This window comes from Mesorhizobium sp. BR1-1-15 (genome assembly GCF_020165475.1).
Classification (GTDB): Bacteria; Pseudomonadota; Alphaproteobacteria; order Rhizobiales; family Rhizobiaceae; genus Mesorhizobium.
Map to the genome: position 1 here is coordinate 459,519 of NZ_JAIUIF010000002.1, position 17,253 is coordinate 476,771.

A 17,253-nucleotide genomic window follows, 5' to 3' on the forward strand; every position below is an offset into this window, starting at 1 on the left:
ATGTCCCTGCGCCCGCCGTCCCGTCTGACCAGTGCCTCGGCCGCCGAAGCCGCCTTCGACGCGCTCGGCCATGAAGTCCTTGCCGAGAAGGCGGCGGCACTCGGCCGCGCCGGACAACGCGTCGAAGAAACGCTGGCCCGACTGCGCAACAATGGCGACGAGCAGTTGCGTCCCCGGCTGCTCAAGGAGGCGGCGGTGGCGGTGCATGGCTACTTCATCCAGCGCGAACTGTGCGGCCTTCGAAAGCACGATGCCGTCATCCGCGAATACAACATCCCGAAGGCGGTGCTGGTCAGGCTCGGCGCCATGTAGGGTTGGCGCTTGCCGCGCCGATCTCCCTGTGGAATCTCGCCAGGCGGCTGGCGAGCGCTTCGGGGTTCTCATCGGGGACGAAGTGCCCGCTGTCGGCAATGATGTCGCCCTCGACATTCGACAGCCCGGCGGCCCTGAGGCCCTCGACATAGTCGCCGATGTCGCCGGACTCGGCCGAGCCCCTGAGATACAGCACCGGAATCGCTGTCGGCGTCGCGGGCCGCGCGGCATTGGCTTTGGCATCTTCGGGGAAGGCGCGATACCAATCGAAACCGGCCTGGAGGCTTTCAGGCCGGGAATAGGCTCTCGCATAGATTTCCCTGGCCTGCGCCGGGATCGATGTCCGATCCTTCGAAAGCACATTGAAGAAGAAGTCGAAATAGGTGCTTTGGTGGCCGCTCACCAGCGTTTCCGGCAGCGCCGGGACGGCATGGAAGGCAAAGTGCCAGATCCGCGGATTGCGAATGACCTCTTCCCATGGCGCGACACCCGGAACAGCGACATCCATGATCGCCGCGCCGGAAAGGATCTCGGGATGGTCGCGCAGCAGGGCGAACACGATCTGGCCGCCGACATCATGACCGGCCGCCAAGAGGTGCCGCAGCCCGCAGGCCTCGGCAACGCCTCTCATCAGCCTCGCCAGAGTTCTCTTGTCGCCGGCCTCAGGCATGCCTTGCGAGCCGCCGATGCACGGCAGGTCAGGTGCGACGACACGGTACTCGGCAGCCAGCCGGCCGATCACCCCTTCGAACGCATAGGAGCTTTGCGGCCAGCCGTGCAGCAGCAGGAATGCAGGCGCTTCAGCCGGGCCCGCCTCGCGGATCGCTATGCTAAGCCCTTCGATTTCGATGTTCGAGGTTTGCATGTCCTGACCCTGCCGGCTGCCTATGCCATAGATCTAGGCGGCGATCGGAAGACCGACAGGGCTGGATTGTTTGACCCGTTTGCGGACGGAAACCGTTTCATACTTTTCCAGGAATTGCGCTTTTCCAGGAATCACCTGGTCCTGGATCACTCCAGCCACTGGGTAATGAAAGTGCCGTTCTCGTGGATGTCGGTCGTTTCCAGCGGGCCGGGGCCGAGATTGGTGAATTTGTGCGGCGTGCCGGGCGGCACGATGACGATCTGGCCGGCAGAGGCCTCGATCTCCTCACCGCCGACCGTGAACAGGCCGATGCCCTGGCGGATGATGAAGATCTCGGCGTAGGGATGGGAATGCAGGCGCGGTCCGCCGCCGGTCTCCGGCAGGTAGTTGAAGATCAGGCAGGAGTTGGAACCGTAGGGGGCACATTGCAACTCGCCCTTCCAGCGGTCGGGGCGAACAGCCCATTCCTCGCGGTCTATGACATGCGCCATGGGGGCAGGATAGACCCCCCGGAGCCAGGTGTCGAGGCGAGGCTGGCCCCCGGATTCGCTACTGTTTCCCGGCTGTTTGGCGGTGTTTCACGGTCATCCGCCGCCTTGTCGCGCGGTGCCGGATTTCGTCCCCGCGACAATCTGCCCTTGTGCCTTCACCCGTCTGGACAAAAACGGGCTTCACGCATAAACCGAAGTCCAAATGCCGGAGGAATTCGCTAGCCTGTTCGCCATGCGCTGTCGGGTTGGCGTGAATGAGCGGGGAACAAGGCTCGCCCACCGGCACGGAAGAGGCGAAAGGATCAGGCACCCGTGAGCGCAACCGACACCCAGGATCCCAACCGTCGAGATTTTCTCTACGTCGCCACCGGCATGGCCGCCGTGGTCGGCGCGGGCGCCGTCGCGTGGCCGTTCATCGACCAGATGCGCCCCGATGCCTCGACGCTGGCGCTCGCCTCGGTCGAGGTCGACGTCTCCTCGCTGACGCCGGGCATGTCGCTGATCGTCAAGTGGCGCGGCAAGCCGGTGGTGGTGCGCAACCGCACCGAAAAGGAGATGAAGGACGGCGAGGCCGTCAATCTCGCCGATCTCAAGGATCCGATCGCCCGCAACGCCAACCTGCCGGCCGACGCGCCGGCGACCGACGCCAACCGCACCACGCCCGGCAAGGAAGCCTGGATGGTGATGGTTCAGGTCTGCACGCATCTGGGCTGCATTCCGCTCGGCCAGGAAGGCGATTTCGGCGGCTGGTTCTGCCCTTGCCACGGTTCGCAATACGACACCGCCGGCCGCATCCGCAAAGGCCCGGCGCCCGAGAACATGGCTGTGCCGGTATTCAAGTTCGTTTCCGATACCAAGATCCTTATCGGTTGAGGCAGGGGATATTTCGATGAGCGAGGGACACTCGACCTATACGCCCAAGACCGGTATCGAGCGCTGGTTCGATGCGCGCATGCCTCTGCCGCGGCTGATCTATGACAGCTTCGTCGCCTATCCGGTGCCGCGCAACCTCAACTATGCCTGGACCTTCGGCGGCATCCTGTCGATCATGCTGGTGGCGCAGATCCTGACCGGCATCGTGCTGGCCATGCACTACACGTCCGACACAAATCTGGCTTTCGATTCGGTCGAAAAGATCATGCGCGACGTGAATTCCGGCTGGCTGCTGCGCTACATGCATGCCAACGGCGCCTCGTTCTTCTTCGTCGCGGTCTATATCCATATCTTCCGCGGCCTCTATTACGGCTCCTACAAGGCGCCGCGCGAGCTGCTGTGGATCCTCGGCTGCATCATCTACCTCCTGATGATGGCGACCGGCTTCATGGGCTATGTGCTGCCGTGGGGCCAGATGAGCTTCTGGGGCGCCACCGTCATCACCGGCTTCTTCAGCGCCATTCCACTAGTCGGCGACTGGATCCAGCAGCTTTTGCTCGGCGGTTTCGCGGTCGACAATCCGACCCTCAATCGCTTCTTCGCGCTGCATTACCTGCTGCCGTTCATGATCGCCGGCGTGGTCGTGCTGCACATCTGGGCGTTGCATGTCGTGGGCCAGTCGAACCCGACCGGCATCGAGGTGAAGTCGAAGACCGACACCGTCGCCTTCACCCCTTACGCGACCATCAAGGACGCGTTCGGCATGATCGTGTTCCTGTTCTTCTTCGCCTATTTCGTCTTCTACCTGCCGAACTATCTCGGCCACCCCGACAACTACACGGTCGCCAACCCGCTGAAGACGCCGGCCCACATCGTTCCGGAATGGTACTTCCTGCCGTTCTACGCGATCCTGCGCGCCATTACCTTCAACATCGGGCCGATCAACTCCAAGCTCGGCGGCGTGCTGTGCATGTTCGGCGCCATCGCCATGCTGTTCCTGGTGCCGTGGCTAGACACCTCCAAGGTGCGCTCGGCGGTCTACCGGCCCTGGTACAAGCTGTTCTTCTGGCTGTTCGTGGCCGATGCCATCCTGCTTGGCTGGCTGGGCTCGCAGCCGGCGGAAGGCAGCTACGTGTTCATGGCGCAGATGGCGACGCTGTTCTACTTCGCCTTCTTCCTGATCATCATGCCGGTGCTCGGCCTGATCGAGACGCCACGCAGGCTGCCGAACTCGATCACCGAGGCGGTGCTCGAGAAGAACAAGGGCGGCAGCGGGCATCCGGCGGGCGCCACGGCCGCACCTGAGACCAAGGGCTGAGCGGTAGAGAATCTAAGGGGATTTGGCATGAAAAAGATTCTCACCTCGCTTGCGCTGATCGGCCTTGTGGCCGCCGGCCTTGGGGCCACGGGCACCTGGGCGACCGCGGCCGAAGAGGCGCATAACGCGGCGGCGCCGACGCATTTCCCGATCAACGAACCGAAGGAAATGGACTGGAGCTTCACCGGCCCGTTCGGCACCTACGACAAGGCGCAGCTGCAGCGCGGCCTCAAGGTCTACAAGGAAGTCTGCTCGGCCTGCCATTCGATGAACCTGGTGGCATTCCGCACGCTTTCGGACCTCGGCTATTCCGACGCACAGATCAAGACGCTGGCGGCCGAGTACACCATCCATGACGGCCCCAACGACGCCGGCGACATGTTCGACCGTCCCGGCAAGCCGTCCGACCATTTCCCGGCGCCGTTCGCCAATGAGGAAGCCGCGGCAGCCTCGAATGGCGGCGCAGCCCCGCCCGACATGTCGCTGCTGGCCAAGGCGCGCGGCGTGGAGCGCGGCTTTCCGCAGTTCGTCTTCGACATCTTCACCCAGTATGATGCCGGCGGCCCCGACTACATCCACTCGCTGCTGACCGGCTACGACCAGACGCCTCCGGCTGGAATGGTCATCCCGGAAGGCACGCACTACAATCCGTACTTCATGTCCGGCGTGTCGCTGAAGATGCCCAAGCCGCTTTCCGACGGCCAGGTGACTTATGACGACGGCGCGCCGCAGACCGTCGACCAGTACTCCCGCGACGTCGCCGCTTTCCTGGCGTGGGCGGCTGAGCCGCATATGGAAGCCCGTAAGAAAACCGGCTTCCGGGTGCTGGTGTTCCTGCTCCTGTTCGGCGCACTGGTCTACATGACCAAGCGCAAGGTTTGGGAAGCCGTCGCGCACTAAGCCGCGCGGCCGGAGATTAAGAAAAGGGCGCCCGCGAAGCGCCCTTTTTGCTTGCCGAAGAGGCTGGCGCGTGAGGTGATCGCTTTGTTGTCGAACAAGCCGGTTGGCAGCGCGGCAGGCGATTGCTATTCGACGCCCCGACGGCGGCGAAAGCTTTGCCGCCTATAGGGCGTTTGGGGTTCCATGATGCGGCTCAGCGACTGCCACAACTTCTCCGATTTCCGCCGCATGGCGCAGCGGCGACTGCCGGGCCCGATCTTCAACTACATCGACGGCGCGGCGGACGACGAGATCACCTATCGCCGCAACACCGAGAGCTTCGAAACCTGCGATCTCGTTCCCAACGTGCTGCGCGGGGTGAACGAGATCGACATGTCGGTGACCGTCATGGGCCAGAAGCTGGCGATGCCGTTCTACTGTTCGCCGACCGCTCTCCAGCGGCTGTTCCACCATCAGGGCGAACGGGCGGTCGCCAGGGCCGCTGCAAAATACGGCACCATGTTCGGAGTTTCCTCGCTCGGCACGGTCAGCCTCGAGGAAGTCCGAAAAATCAGCAGCGGCCCGCAGGTCTATCAGTTCTACTTCCATCGCGATCGCGGCCTCAACCGGGCGATGATGCAGCGGGCACGGGAGATCGGCGTCGAAGTGATGATGCTGACCGTCGACAGCATCACCGGGGGAAACCGCGAGCGCGACAAGCGCACCGGTTTTGCGATTCCCTTCAAGCTCAACCTGGCGGGAATGGCGCAGTTCGCGATGAAGCCTGCCTGGGCGATCAACTATTTCACGCATGAGGCGTTCAAGCTGCCGCAGCTGGACGAGCATATCGACATGGGCGGCGGCACGATGTCGATCAGCCGCTACTTCACCGAAATGCTCGATCCGTCGATGACGTGGGACGACGTCGCCGAGATGGTGAGGCTTTGGCCGGGACCGTTCTGCCTCAAGGGCGTCATGTCGGTGGAGGATGCCAGACGCGCCGTCGAGATCGGCTGCAAGGGCATCGTGCTGTCGAACCATGGCGGCCGGCAACTGGACGGTTCGCGCGCGGCTTTCGACCAGCTCGCCGAGATCGTCGATGCGGTCGGCGACCAGATCGACGTCCTCATGGATGGCGGCGTGCAGCGCGGCACGCATGTGCTAAAGGCGCTGTCGCTCGGCGCCAAGGCCGTCGGCGTCGGACGCTACTATCTGTTTCCGCTGGCGGCGGCGGGCCAGCCTGGCGTCGAACGCGCACTCGAACAGATGCGCATCGAGATCGAACGCGGCATGAAGCTGATGGGGTGCAGCTCGATCGAACAGTTGACCCGCCGGAATTTGCGTTTTCGGTAGATGGCCATTGCTTCGATGCGAAAGATCGCAGCGCAGGCAGAGGCAAGCCCTTGGACCTATATGCTCCTTTCGCCGGATGCGCTTGTCTCGGCCGCCACATCGCGCTAGCCGTTGTCGGTCGCGCCGGGTTAGGATTTGGCGCTGCGCCATTTCACGCCTTTCCGCCGAAACTGGACCACCCGGAGCCGCCTCATGAAACCTTCGCTCGAAGACACGCTGCTGGCGGCCATCCGCACCATTCCGGACTATCCCAAGCCCGGCATATTGTTCCGCGACATCACCACGCTGCTTGGCAATGCGCGCGCTTTCCGCCGCGCCATCGATGAGCTGGTGCATCCCTATGCCGGCGAGAAGATCGACAAGATCGCCGGCATCGAAGCGCGCGGCTTCATCCTCGGCGGCGCCGTCGCCCATCAGCTCTCCGCCGGTTTCGTGCCGATCCGCAAGAAAGGCAAGCTGCCTTATGAGACAGTGCGCGTCGCCTACAGCCTGGAATACGGGCTGGACGAGATGGAGATGCACAAGGACGGCGTGTCGCCGGGCGAGAAAGTGATCCTGGTCGACGATCTGATCGCCACCGGCGGCACGGCGGAGGCGGCGGTGAATCTCCTGCGCCAGATCGGCGCCGATATCCTTGCCGCCTGCTTCGTCATCGACTTGCCGGATCTCGGCGGCCGCGCCAAGCTGGAAGCGCTCGGCGTGCCGGTGCGGACGCTGATCGGGTTCGAGGGGCATTGAGAGAGCAGTTCTTCCTTCTCCCCCTGGGGAGAAGGAAGAGGCGCCTACTCCACCTTGACCAGCACGGCGCTCTCGAACTCCAGTACCTTGTCGCCGGTCGAATCGAAGGCTTCCGAGCGCAAGGTCAGCACCCGCCAGCCCGGACGTGAGGCGATCGCGCGGTGGGAAAGGGCGGTGCGGGTGAAGGTCACGGTCTGTCCGGCATAGACCGGCTTCAACCATTTCAGGTTCTTGAAGCCGGGCGAGGGGCCGAATTCGGGCGTCGGGCCGGGGCCGCTCCATTCGGCGCCCATGCGGGTTTCGAGGTTGAGCTTCATCCAGGTGGCGGCGGTGTGCCAGCCGGATGCACAAAGCCCGCCCAACACGCTCTTCTTCGCGGCGTCCTCATCGACGTGGAAGACCTGGGGGTCGTATTTGCGGGCGAAGGCCTTGATCGCCTCGGCTTCGAACGTATGCGAGCCCAGCGTAACGGTGGTGCCGACGCGGAAGAATTCGTCCAGCGTCATGCAAGGCTCCCCGCGGCATTGCGCATGAGGAACATGACGGAATTCTCGAGCTCGAACACGCTCTCGCCGCGCTGGTTGACCAGTTCGCTGCGCATGGTCACGAAGCCGAGCTGCGGCTTCGATTTCGAAGGGCGCTTGGCGAGGACGACGAGGCTGCCCTTGAGCGTGTCGCCGGCCAGCACCGGCTTCTTCCATTTGACCTGATCGACGCCGGGCGCGCCCTGGCAGGTCGAGTCCAGCAGGAAGGCATCGCACAGCATGCGCATGAACATGGCGCAGGTATGCCAGCCCGAGGCCGAGAGGCCGCCCAGGATGCTTGCCTTGCCGGCCTCCTCGTCGAGATGCATCGGCTGGGCATCGAATTCGCTGGCGAACTCGATGATCTCGGCCGCGCTCACCTGTTTGGTGCCGAGGTCGAACGAGGCTCCTTCGACGAAGTCCTCATAGGCCCATGTCTTTCCAGTCATGGCGTGGAATCCGGTTGCCGAACGCGCGATCCACATGGATCGGCAACCCGGATGCAGGCCGGACGGCGTTTGGTCAAGCCCTTTCTGGTGAGCCAGCCGCGGGCGCCCGGCCGGCCGTTGCGTCATAACCAGCCGCGGCGGCGGAAATACCAGAAGGGCAGGATCGCCGACAGAACCATCATGGCGATTGCGAACGGATAGCCGAGCTCCCATTTGAGCTCGGGGATAACGTCGAAATTCATGCCGTAGATCGAGGCGACCAGCGTTGGCGGCAGGAAGATGACGGCGGCGACCGAGAAGATCTTGATGATGGCGTTCTGCTCGATCGAGATCATGCCGAGCGTGGCGTCGAGCAGGAAGGAGATCTTCTGCGACAGGAAGGTGGCGTGGTCGGCAAGAGAAAGCACGTCGCGCGACAAGGTCTTGATGCGGGCGCGGACGTCCTTGCTCATCTTGGCCTGGGTCGCGACATGGGCGAGGAAGCCGGCCAGCCGCTGCAAGGAGATCAGGCTGTCGCGCACGGAGGAAGCGATGTCCTCCTTGCGGCCGATGCCCTTCAAGAGCTCCTGGAAATCACGGTTGCGCTTCGACACCTTGGTCGATCGCGCCTCGAAAATGTCGCGCGAGATCGCTTCGACGTCGCGGCCGGCGCGCTCGAGGATGTCGGCGAGCCGGTCGACGATCGCTTCCAGCAGGCCGATCAGGATGGTGTCGCCGCTGGTGCAGCCGGTCGCCACCTTCTCGGCGCGCAAAGGGAAGGTCTTGAACGCTTTCGGTTCGTGATAGCGCACGGTGACCAGCCTGTTGCCGGCGAGCGCGAAGGTGACCGGCGAGATCAGGGGATCGTCGACGTCGGTCTGGGCGGGCAAGGTGGCGGTCATGAAGTAGGCGCCGTCCTCGATATAGAGGCGGCTGGAAATCTCGATCTCCTCCATCTCCTCGCGGGTCGGAACGGCGATGCCGAGCCAATTCTCGATTGTTGCCTCTTCGTCCTTGGTCGGATTGAAGAGATCGGCCCAGACGACCTTGTCGCCATTGGCCAGGAGATCGTCCGTGAGACGCAGGCGATCATTGTCCACGACGAAAGCCTTGATCATCGCCAGATCTCCTTGCCGGAAAGCGCGTTCGGATTGCTGCGTCGTATCGGATCGCACTAGCCTTCGTGCGCCGAGCCTGTGCCCGCCGCTTAGACTTGCGGCATGACAAAATCAAGACAAGCCGGACTTGGGGCCGACACCAGGGGCGCTCAGAAAAATCCGTCGAGCAGCCGGCAGCATGAAAGCTTCGACGGGTCGGGTCATCGACCGCGCTTCGGGCTTATCGGGGAGAGCAGGCCGGACCCGCGGGGGCCGGCCTGCGAATGCCCCTATCGGGCGCTCGGCAGGATCTGGTGCAGCACGATGGCCCAGACGGCGCCAAAGGCGATGGACGAGCCCAGAATGTACTGCACGATATCGGGAAGCGTCTTGACGAAATCCGGCGGCGCAAGCGTAGCAAACAGGGCCATCAGGATCGGCAGGCCGACGACCAGCATGTTCCTTTCCGTCAGCGGCGTGCCGCGCACGACGCGGAACCCGTTCATGGCGATGACGACGCAGAGCACGCCGAACACGCCGCCGATGACCGGGCCCGGGATCGAGGCGATCACCGCCGACAGTTTGCCGATCAGTCCGAACAGGATCAGGAAGATGCCTGCCGCGGCGAAGGCGGCGCGGCTGGCGATACCGGTGATGGCGATGATGCCGGCATTCGACGAATAGCCGGTGACCGGCGTGCTGCAAAGCAGTGCGCTGACCAGGCAGCCGAGGCCTTCGCCGGTGGCGCCCCTGTCGAGCTGTTCGTTCGACAGGGGCTTGTCGATGACGGCGCCGACCGCGAACCAGGTGCCGGTGGTTTCGGCGAGGACCACGATATAGACGATGAGCATCGTGAGCGTCGCCGAGAGCGAGAACGTCACGTCAAGATTGAGGAAGGCGATGCGCGGCATCGAAAACCAGGTCGCCTCGGAGACCGCTCCCATGTTGAGTTGGCTCATGGAGGCGGCGGCCACGCAGCCGGCCACAAGTGCGATGATTACGGAGAGCAGGCGCAGCCAGGCGCCCTTTGCGCCGAGTGCCATGCCGGTCAGCATGCAGCCGACGAGCACCGCCGCCGCAACAAAGGCAAGGATGATATTGCCGCCGACGGTGGCCGTGCCGTGGACCGCGAACACGCTTTCGCGGAGTGCGACCGGCATCAGCGCGATGCCGACGACGATGATGATGGCGCCGCCGACGATGGGCGGAACAAAGCGGTCCACCAAGCGATGGAAGATTCCCGTGGGCGAACCGAGCAGCATGACCAGTATGGCGCCGGGAATGAGCGCTCCGATCACCGCGGAAAGACCGGCAATGCCGCCGCCGGCGCCGAAGGCGATAGCCAGCACCGCGCCGATCGGCACAAAAGACGGCCCCTGCACCACCGGCAGGCGCATCAGAAGCTGCGACTGGATCAGGGTGGCGATGCCCGCCGCGACGAAGGCCGACTGGATGAAGGCGCCGGCATCGCCCGCGCTGAAGGCCAGGACCGATGCGATGATGAACGGCACGATGTAAACATCCATCGCCAGCACGTGCTGAAGCCCGAGCAGGGCGGCCTTGCCCAGTGGCAGCGGATCGTCCGGCTGAGCAATCAAAGTGATTTCCGGTGCAGTGCGTTCCATGATGTCCCCTCTGGAATTTCCCTGCCGATCATGGGATCAGTCGGCGCCAAAGGACAGCGGCGCAAAGGTTTGCCAACTGTTTTCTTGCGCGCCATGCAATAACGGCCATACGCGCCAGCGCAACCGGAGCGATCCATGACAAGAGAGGCCTTCACGCTGCTTGGCACCGCCTTCCACACGCCGGAGCGCGGCCGGCTGGAGGTGCTGAAGGACCATCTGTTCAGCATCGATGCACAGGGACGGATCGCGGAGATTGTCGCACCCGGCCATCCCGAATACGCGGCGAGGAAGAGCGATGCCCGCCAGGCGGGCAGCCTAGTGGAGCTCGGCGAAGGCCAGTTCCTGCTGCCCGGCCTGATCGACCTGCACATCCACGCGCCGCAATGGCCGCAAATGGGCAAGGCACTGGACGTGCCGCTCGAGGTCTGGCTGCAAAAATATACGTTTCCGCTCGAGGCGCGCTATGCCGACACCGGCTACGCCCGTGAGGTCTATGCCGACCTGGTCGACAATCTTCTCGCCAACGGCACCACCACGGCACTCTATTTTGCCACCGTCCATGTCGAGGCCAGCTTGGCGCTTGCCGAGATATGCCTCGAAAAGGGCCAGCGCGCTTTGGTCGGCAAGGTGGCGATGGACGATCCCGAGCAGTGCCCGTCTTTCTATCGCGATGCCGACGCGGCAAGCGCCATTTCCGACACCAGACGCTTCATCGAGGCGGTCAGATCGTTGGATACCGGCGAAAGACCGCTGGTCCGGCCGGTGATCACGCCGCGCTTCATCCCAAGCTGCACGGATGCGGCGCTGCAAGGCCTGGGCGAACTCGCTTCCGAGTTCGGCTGCCACGTGCAGACACATTGCTCAGAGAGCGATTGGGCGAAAAAATTCGTCGAGACGCGCTTCGGCCGCACCGACGCGGCTAGCCTGGACGATTTCGGCCTGCTGACGCGCCGCACCATTCTGGCGCATTCAAACTTCATCGACGGGCAGGATATGGACCTCATCAAGGGGAAGGGGGCTGGCGTCGCGCATTGCCCGCTTTCCAATTTCTATTTCGCCAATGCGGTGTTTCCGCTGCGCGACGCGCTTGACCGGCACATGCATGTCGGGCTCGGGACGGACATTTCCGGCGGCTACAGCCCGTCGCTCTTCGACGGCTGCCGGCATGCGCTGTCAGCCTCGAGGACGCTGCAGAGCGGTGTCCATGCCGGCCTGGACGCAGCGCAGCGCGGCGCGCCCGGCGCGCCGATCACGCATCAGGAGGCGTTCTGGCTGGCCACCGCCGGCGGTGCCGAAGCGCTCGACCTGCCGACGGGCAGCTTTCGCGTCGGCCATGAATTCGACGCGCTGCTGATCGACACGACGGCGAAGGCCTCGAACATTCATGTCAGCATGGCGGACGACACGCTCGACGATGTCTTCCAGAAGATCGTGCTCAACGCGGCACGCGCCAACATCGCTGCTGTCTGGGTGAGTGGACGGGCGGTGGTGGGGCAGTAGCCACGTCGCAGTCTCAGATCGGGCCCTATGCGCGCGATGGTTCCTCGGTAAGAGGTTGTTTTTGCGACTTCAGCAACACGTCCTTGGCGGCGATCACCGCGCCGACCGTGATCAGGACGCAAGCGAGCGCAACAGACCAGTGGAAGACGCCGAACCCGGCCAGCAGCAGCACGATCACCGAGAACAGCGGCGCGGCATAGGAAAGCGCGCCCAGGATCATGATGTCTCCACGCTTGCAGCCATGGTCCCATGCGTAGAAGCCGGCGCCGAGCGGTATCATGCCTAGAATGACGATAGCGCTCCATTGCGTCATCGTCTGCGGCCAGACAGTGATCTCGAGCGCGAGATGGAGAGTGAAGGCCACGGCCGCGGTGATCAGGCAGTACACCGCCACCACATCGGTCGGCACCTGGCCGAAACGGCGCGACAGGACGGAATAACCGGACCAGACGAAGGCGCAGAACAGGGCAATGACGTGGCCCGGCTTCACGCCGTCAGCAAGCCCCACGCTGCTGCCCTTGGTGATGACGACGATGGCACCCGCCAGGCCGAGCATCACACCGGCTATGTGGTGAGACCTCAGCCGCTCTCCCGGCAGGAAGGCGGCGAAGACGACGATCAGCAATGGCCAGAGATAGGCGATCAGGCTCACCTCGACGGGCGGGGCGGACTGGATGGCGAAAAAGTACGCGCAGTGATAGATGCACAGCCCTGCCGTGCCGATTGCCCAGACCTGCCATGGCTGCCGTAGCGACTTGAGCGCCGACGGGCGGACAATCCAGCTGGCCGCCCCGACTGAGCCTCCCAGCAGAAACGTCATTGCCGCCAATTGAAAGGGCGGGATCGGCCCTGCGGCGGTCGACAGCAGCGCGAGGAACGACCAGGTCAGAATGGCCGAGAAGCCGATCAGGGTCGGGATGGTCCTTTTCATATGGTCCCCTTCCGCGTTCACTGAGCCAATAGCGGAAAGGCCTAGCGAGGGCAGCCCGTGCACGGCCTTACCCTGTCGGGAATGCGACCCGGCTTGGTCTGTTCACAGTCCGGCCTGTGGTCCCTGCGGAGATGACCGAAGGATCACGTGTTGAACTTGAACAGCATGATGTCGCCGTCCTGGACGACATACTCCTTGCCTTCGTCGCGCGCCTTGCCGGCTTCCTTGGCCGCTACTTCGCCGCCCAGCGTGACGAAATCATTGTAGGCGATGGTCTGGGCGCGGATGAAGCCGCGCTCGAAATCGGTGTGGATGACGCCGGCGGCCTGCGGCGCCTTGGCGCCCTTGTGCACAGTCCAGGCGCGTGTCTCCTTCGGCCCGACGGTGAAATAGGTGATGAGCTGCAACAATTCGTAGCCGGCGCGGATCACCTTGTTCAGGCCGGGCTCGTCGAGGCCGAGCGAGGACAGGAATTCCATCTCTTCCTCGTCGGAGAGCTGCGCAACCTCGGCTTCGATCGCGGCCGAAATAACGACGGTGCGGGCGCCCTGCGCGGCGGCCATCTGCTCCACGGCCCTGGTGTGCTCGTTGCCGGTGGCAGCATCCGCCTCGGCGACGTTGCAGACGTAGAGCACGGGATGCGAGGTCAGAAGGTTCAAGCCCTGCAGGATGCGCAGGTCTTCCGCCGAGATGCCGTCGAGCAGGATGCGGGTCGGCTTGCCGGCCTGCAGAAGCTCAAGCGCTGCCTCCATCATCGGCAGCACGGTCAAGGCTTCCTTGTCCTTGCCGGACGCGCGCTTGCGGAATTGCGCGATGCGGCGTTCGAGGCTCTCGAGGTCGGCGAGCATCAGTTCGGTCTCGACCGTCTCGGCGTCGGCGACCGGGTCGATGCGGCCCTCGACATGGGTGATGTCGTCATCCTCGAAGCAGCGCAGCACATGCACGATGGCATCGACCTCGCGGATGTTGGCGAGGAACTGGTTGCCCAGGCCTTCGCCCTTCGAGGCGCCGCGCACCAGGCCGGCGATGTCGACAAAGGAGATGCGGGTTGGGATGATCTCCTTCGACTTGCCGATCGCGGCGATCTTCTGCAGACGCGGATCGGGCACCGCCACCTCGCCGGTGTTCGGTTCGATGGTGCAGAACGGGTAGTTGGCGGCCTGCGCGGCGGCCGTCCTCGTCAGCGCGTTGAAAAGCGTCGACTTGCCGACATTGGGCAAGCCAACGATGCCGCATTTGAAACCCATTTTGTCCGGTCCTATCGGGAATTTGAGATTTGGTGAGGGCTATGGGCGATAGGGGTGATGAACGTCAAGCCCTGTAACGCCGTATGGACCCGAGCTCAGTCCTTGTTGCCGAACAGCTTCTTCAGCATGGCGGCCATCGGGCCGCTCTCCGGCAGCTTGGCGGGCGCCTGTTGCGGCCGTGCTTGGCGGATATGGCTTTGCTGCTTGGGCGCCGGCTTTTCCGGTTCCACGCCGGCCTTGCCCTGAAGGGCGAGGGCGGCCTTGTTCATGAAGCCGGATTCGTCGCCCTTGACGATCATCGCCGCGTTGTCGGCAACCGCGTCGAGCAGCGGGTCCAGCCAGTCGCGGTCGGTCTTGTCGAAATCGCCGAGTACATGATGCTGCACCATCTCCTTGACGCCGGGATGGCCGACACCGATGCGCACACGCCGATACGCGTTGCCGACATGGCCGTCGATCGAGCGGATGCCGTTGTGGCCGCCGGCGCCGCCGCCGGTCTTGATGCGCAGCTTACCTTCGGCAAGATCGATCTCGTCATAGAAGACGGTAAGCGCCGCAGGGGCGAGCTTGTAGAAGCGCAGCGCTTCGCCGACCGACTGGCCGGACAGGTTCATGAAGGTCTGCGGCTTGATCAGGATGATCTTTTCACCGCCGAGCGTGCCCTCGGCGATCAATCCCTGGAATTTCTTAGACCAGGGCGAAAAGGAGTGGCGGCGGGCGATCGCGTCCACCGCCATGAAGCCGACATTGTGCCGGTTGGCGGCATATTTCGCGCCCGGATTGCCGAGGCCTGCGAAGACAAGCGGCATCGTCAGCTCCGGGCGTGAAAAAGTTACTTCTCTTCGGCGGCGGGAGCCGCCTCAGGTGCAGCCTCGACCGTCTCTTCCGTCTCCGGCTTCATCGCCGACGAACCGGCGACGGTCGCGATGGTGAAGTCGCGGTCGGAGATGACGGGCTTGACGCCGGCCGGCAGCTTGACCGACGAGATATGGATCGAATCGCCAATGTCGGCGCCGGTGAGATCGACGGTAATGAATTCCGGGATCGCATTGGCCGGGCAGTGGAACTCGACCTCGTGACGCACGATGTTGAGCACGCCGCCGCGCTTGATGCCGGGCGACTTGTCCTCGTTGATGAAGTGGACAGGCACGTCGACATTGACCTCGGTGTCCTTGCCGATGCGCAGGAAGTCGACATGGACAGGGAAATCCTTGACCGGGTCGAGCTGGAAGTCCTTCGGCAGGACCTGGATCTTCTTGCCGTCGACATCGATCGTGGCGATCGTGGTCAGGAACCCGCCGCCGTGGATCTTGTAGTAGATGTCCTTGTAGGTGAGAGCGATCGCCAGGGGAGGCTGCTTGTCACCGTAAATTACTGCAGGCACTTTACCGTTGCGGCGAACTGCACGGGCGGACCCCTTACCGACCTGTTCGCGCGCTTCGGCCTTGAGCTCGTAAGTATCGTGGCTCATGGCACTTCCTTTCGCGTTGTTCTGGAGCGTTTGCGGTTGGCAATGGGCCTGGACCGTAAACGTCGAAAGCCGCCGGGTGAGGCGGCCTTCCGCCGCGTTGCCTCCAAGGGTGTCTACGCGGGTGGCGGCTCTATAGCGGAAGGCGGCCGGAGGTGCAAGCCAAAGGCAGTCATCCAAAGGCAATGGTCCGGGACGGGACGCCTCGCCCGGCCGAAAGCGCTCGAGGCTTCACGCCGGCGCCGGTCCAAGGTTGTCACTGGAGCGGTTCAGCGTCGATAGGATCGCCGACCCGCTCCAGTTCTTTGTCTTAGGCAATTGCCCGGGAAGGCGCTACGCACTTTCTCCGGGAAAACCGCTGCACATTTTTCCTGGAATTGCCCTATCCGCGCTTTTCGATGACGCCATACAGCACGTTGCGGTTTTCGCCAAAGAACACCTGCGCCTCGACGGTGTTGCGGTCGACGCTGGCATTGATGATGTTCCACATGTCGGCCTCGGAGCGCAGCAGCAACACCCAGTCCATGAACGTTTCCCTATAGCCGGCGTCGGGATTGCCCTCGGCGTAGTTGGCAAAAAGGAACCTGCCGTTCGGCTTCAGCATCTGCAGGCAAGTCTTCGTGAGTTTCACGGCGACGTTGTGCTGGAGGTAGTCGTAAAGGCCGGAGGCGTAGATGAGGTCGAACTTGCCCAGCTTGTGGCCCCTGGTGAGCACGGTCCGCACCGAGCCGTCGACGGCCTCGACCGCGGTGCCCTGGAAGTCTCGCGCGATCAATCCAACGCTCTGGGGATCCTGATCGAGCGCAACCCAACGATTGAGGCGGCCCTCAGCCAAGGCGGTCGAACGATTGGCCTCGCGCAAATGACCGGCGGCGATCGCCAGGACCTCGGCTTGCGGTCCGCTCTTGTCCGCCGTCTCGTCGACATACCGGGTCAAGAGATCGCGCCGTTCCCGCGCCGCCACGCAGGACGGTACGTCCTTGGTATGGCTGTAGAGTGCCTTCCCTGTGTCCGAGGCGCTCGCCACGCTTTCGGCCACGTGCGGATCACAATAGATGTAGTCAAGCAACTGCGCGTCGCCGGAATAGCCCCTGGGCTTGGTGAATGACCACCGGGTGAGCGGGTCCTGGAGAAAGTAGTCAAGGATCGGATGGTTCTGCGCCACCGGTATCAACGACTGCCAAACGTCGGGGTGAACCTTGGCCCGCAGGGCGTTGAGATAGGACAGCAGGCGACGAACGATCTCGGCAGGGTCTTTCTCTTCCTCGACCTGCTGGTGTGTCGCGTGGAGAATGAGCGCGAGTTCCGCGCGGGCGGTTTCGAACGCCTCGCCGTGATGCTCGGGCTTTCTTCGAGGAAAACTGCCGGCAATCATCTCGGCAGTAATCAGGCTTTTGCCATCAAAGACACTTTGCACTCGAGCACTCCATAGTTAACAGTCAGTTAACTTATTGCGTACAATGCTCGATTTGCCAATGTCGTCCCGAACGCATTTTAACGGTATGCTTAATTTCCCGCCAACCATGTTCGCGCGTTAAAACCTGCCGCATTGGATTCCCGGCCTGAATTAACCGAAATTTGTTTCGCGCCGTTGCATTGTCGTG

18 protein-coding genes are annotated in these 17,253 nt (G+C 63.4%); 7 read left to right on the top strand and 11 right to left on the bottom strand.

The features are described 5' to 3' along the window. Positions 1-312 carry a DUF6665 family protein gene (locus LB541_RS05880; protein WP_140496039.1) on the top strand — a complete coding sequence of 104 codons (312 nt, stop codon included), beginning with the start codon at positions 1-3 and terminating at the stop codon, positions 310-312. Here LB541_RS05880 and LB541_RS05885 read toward each other — a convergent pair. Further along, positions 293-1,177: an alpha/beta fold hydrolase gene (locus tag LB541_RS05885; protein ID WP_140496038.1), complete on the bottom strand. Its 885-nt coding sequence runs from the start codon at positions 1,175-1,177 to the stop codon at positions 293-295. The two genes, LB541_RS05880 and LB541_RS05885, sit on opposite strands and share 20 nt — an antisense overlap. A gap of 146 nt (positions 1,178-1,323) precedes the next feature. Further along, positions 1,324-1,668 (bottom strand): cupin domain-containing protein, encoded by a 345-nt coding sequence (locus tag LB541_RS05890; protein ID WP_140496037.1) that lies wholly within the window; start codon positions 1,666-1,668, stop codon positions 1,324-1,326. Between the two features lie 312 nt (positions 1,669-1,980). Here LB541_RS05890 and petA point away from each other — a divergent pair, with 312 nt between their 5' ends. The 5 genes from petA to LB541_RS05915 all read left to right on the top strand — a co-directional run bounded on the left by petA (position 1,981) and on the right by LB541_RS05915 (position 6,829). Continuing rightward, entirely contained in the window at positions 1,981-2,541 is a 561-nt protein-coding gene (gene petA / locus LB541_RS05895; protein WP_224618044.1) for a ubiquinol-cytochrome c reductase iron-sulfur subunit, read from the top strand. Positions 2,542-2,557: 16 nt separating this feature from the next. Next, entirely contained in the window at positions 2,558-3,859 is a 1,302-nt protein-coding gene (locus LB541_RS05900) for a cytochrome b (protein WP_140496035.1), read from the top strand. Between the two features lie 27 nt (positions 3,860-3,886). After that, entirely contained in the window at positions 3,887-4,759 is an 873-nt protein-coding gene (locus LB541_RS05905) for a cytochrome c1 (RefSeq protein ID WP_140524913.1), read from the top strand. Positions 4,760-4,945: 186 nt separating this feature from the next. Then, positions 4,946-6,091, top strand: a complete 1,146-nt coding sequence (locus tag LB541_RS05910; RefSeq protein WP_140517004.1) for an alpha-hydroxy acid oxidase — start codon at positions 4,946-4,948, stop codon at positions 6,089-6,091. 192 nt (positions 6,092-6,283) lie between these two features. Continuing rightward, positions 6,284-6,829, top strand: a complete 546-nt coding sequence (locus LB541_RS05915; RefSeq protein ID WP_140496033.1) for an adenine phosphoribosyltransferase — start codon at positions 6,284-6,286, stop codon at positions 6,827-6,829. 44 nt (positions 6,830-6,873) lie between these two features. Here the strand turns inward: LB541_RS05915 and LB541_RS05920 are convergent, their stop codons facing one another. The 4 genes from LB541_RS05920 to LB541_RS05935 all read right to left on the bottom strand — a co-directional run bounded on the left by LB541_RS05920 (position 6,874) and on the right by LB541_RS05935 (position 10,503). Next, positions 6,874-7,335 carry a MaoC family dehydratase gene (locus LB541_RS05920; RefSeq protein WP_140897344.1) on the bottom strand — a complete coding sequence of 154 codons (462 nt, stop codon included), beginning with the start codon at positions 7,333-7,335 and terminating at the stop codon, positions 6,874-6,876. Continuing rightward, positions 7,332-7,802: a MaoC family dehydratase gene (locus LB541_RS05925; protein ID WP_140897345.1), complete on the bottom strand. Its 471-nt coding sequence runs from the start codon at positions 7,800-7,802 to the stop codon at positions 7,332-7,334. The genes LB541_RS05920 and LB541_RS05925 overlap by 4 nt, the downstream gene beginning before the upstream one ends. A 122-nt stretch (positions 7,803-7,924) precedes the next feature. After that, complete coding sequence (gene corA / locus LB541_RS05930) at positions 7,925-8,899, bottom strand: magnesium/cobalt transporter CorA (RefSeq protein WP_140631822.1); 975 nt, start codon at positions 8,897-8,899, stop codon at positions 7,925-7,927. Positions 8,900-9,168: 269 nt separating this feature from the next. Continuing rightward, entirely contained in the window at positions 9,169-10,503 is a 1,335-nt protein-coding gene (locus LB541_RS05935; protein ID WP_140582148.1) for a uracil-xanthine permease family protein, read from the bottom strand. Positions 10,504-10,638: 135 nt separating this feature from the next. Here LB541_RS05935 and guaD point away from each other — a divergent pair, with 135 nt between their 5' ends. After that, positions 10,639-12,003: a guanine deaminase gene (gene guaD / locus LB541_RS05940; RefSeq protein WP_224618045.1), complete on the top strand. Its 1,365-nt coding sequence runs from the start codon at positions 10,639-10,641 to the stop codon at positions 12,001-12,003. Positions 12,004-12,028: 25 nt separating this feature from the next. On the opposite strand, the gene LB541_RS05945 is transcribed toward guaD, so the two are convergent. The 5 genes from LB541_RS05945 to LB541_RS05965 form a co-directional block, all read right to left on the bottom strand. After that, entirely contained in the window at positions 12,029-12,934 is a 906-nt protein-coding gene (locus tag LB541_RS05945) for a DMT family transporter (RefSeq protein WP_140582143.1), read from the bottom strand. Between the two features lie 143 nt (positions 12,935-13,077). Continuing rightward, entirely contained in the window at positions 13,078-14,181 is a 1,104-nt protein-coding gene (gene ychF / locus LB541_RS05950; RefSeq protein ID WP_140524909.1) for a redox-regulated ATPase YchF, read from the bottom strand. Between the two features lie 95 nt (positions 14,182-14,276). Then, a complete protein-coding gene (gene pth, locus LB541_RS05955) occupies positions 14,277-14,990 on the bottom strand; it encodes an aminoacyl-tRNA hydrolase (RefSeq protein WP_224618046.1) in 714 nt (237 codons plus the stop codon). Between the two features lie 23 nt (positions 14,991-15,013). Next, positions 15,014-15,652 (bottom strand): 50S ribosomal protein L25/general stress protein Ctc, encoded by a 639-nt coding sequence (locus tag LB541_RS05960; RefSeq protein ID WP_140496025.1) that lies wholly within the window; start codon positions 15,650-15,652, stop codon positions 15,014-15,016. Between the two features lie 379 nt (positions 15,653-16,031). Further along, positions 16,032-17,066 (bottom strand): class I SAM-dependent methyltransferase, encoded by a 1,035-nt coding sequence (locus LB541_RS05965; protein ID WP_224618047.1) that lies wholly within the window; start codon positions 17,064-17,066, stop codon positions 16,032-16,034. Positions 17,067-17,253: the final 187 nt, after the last annotated feature.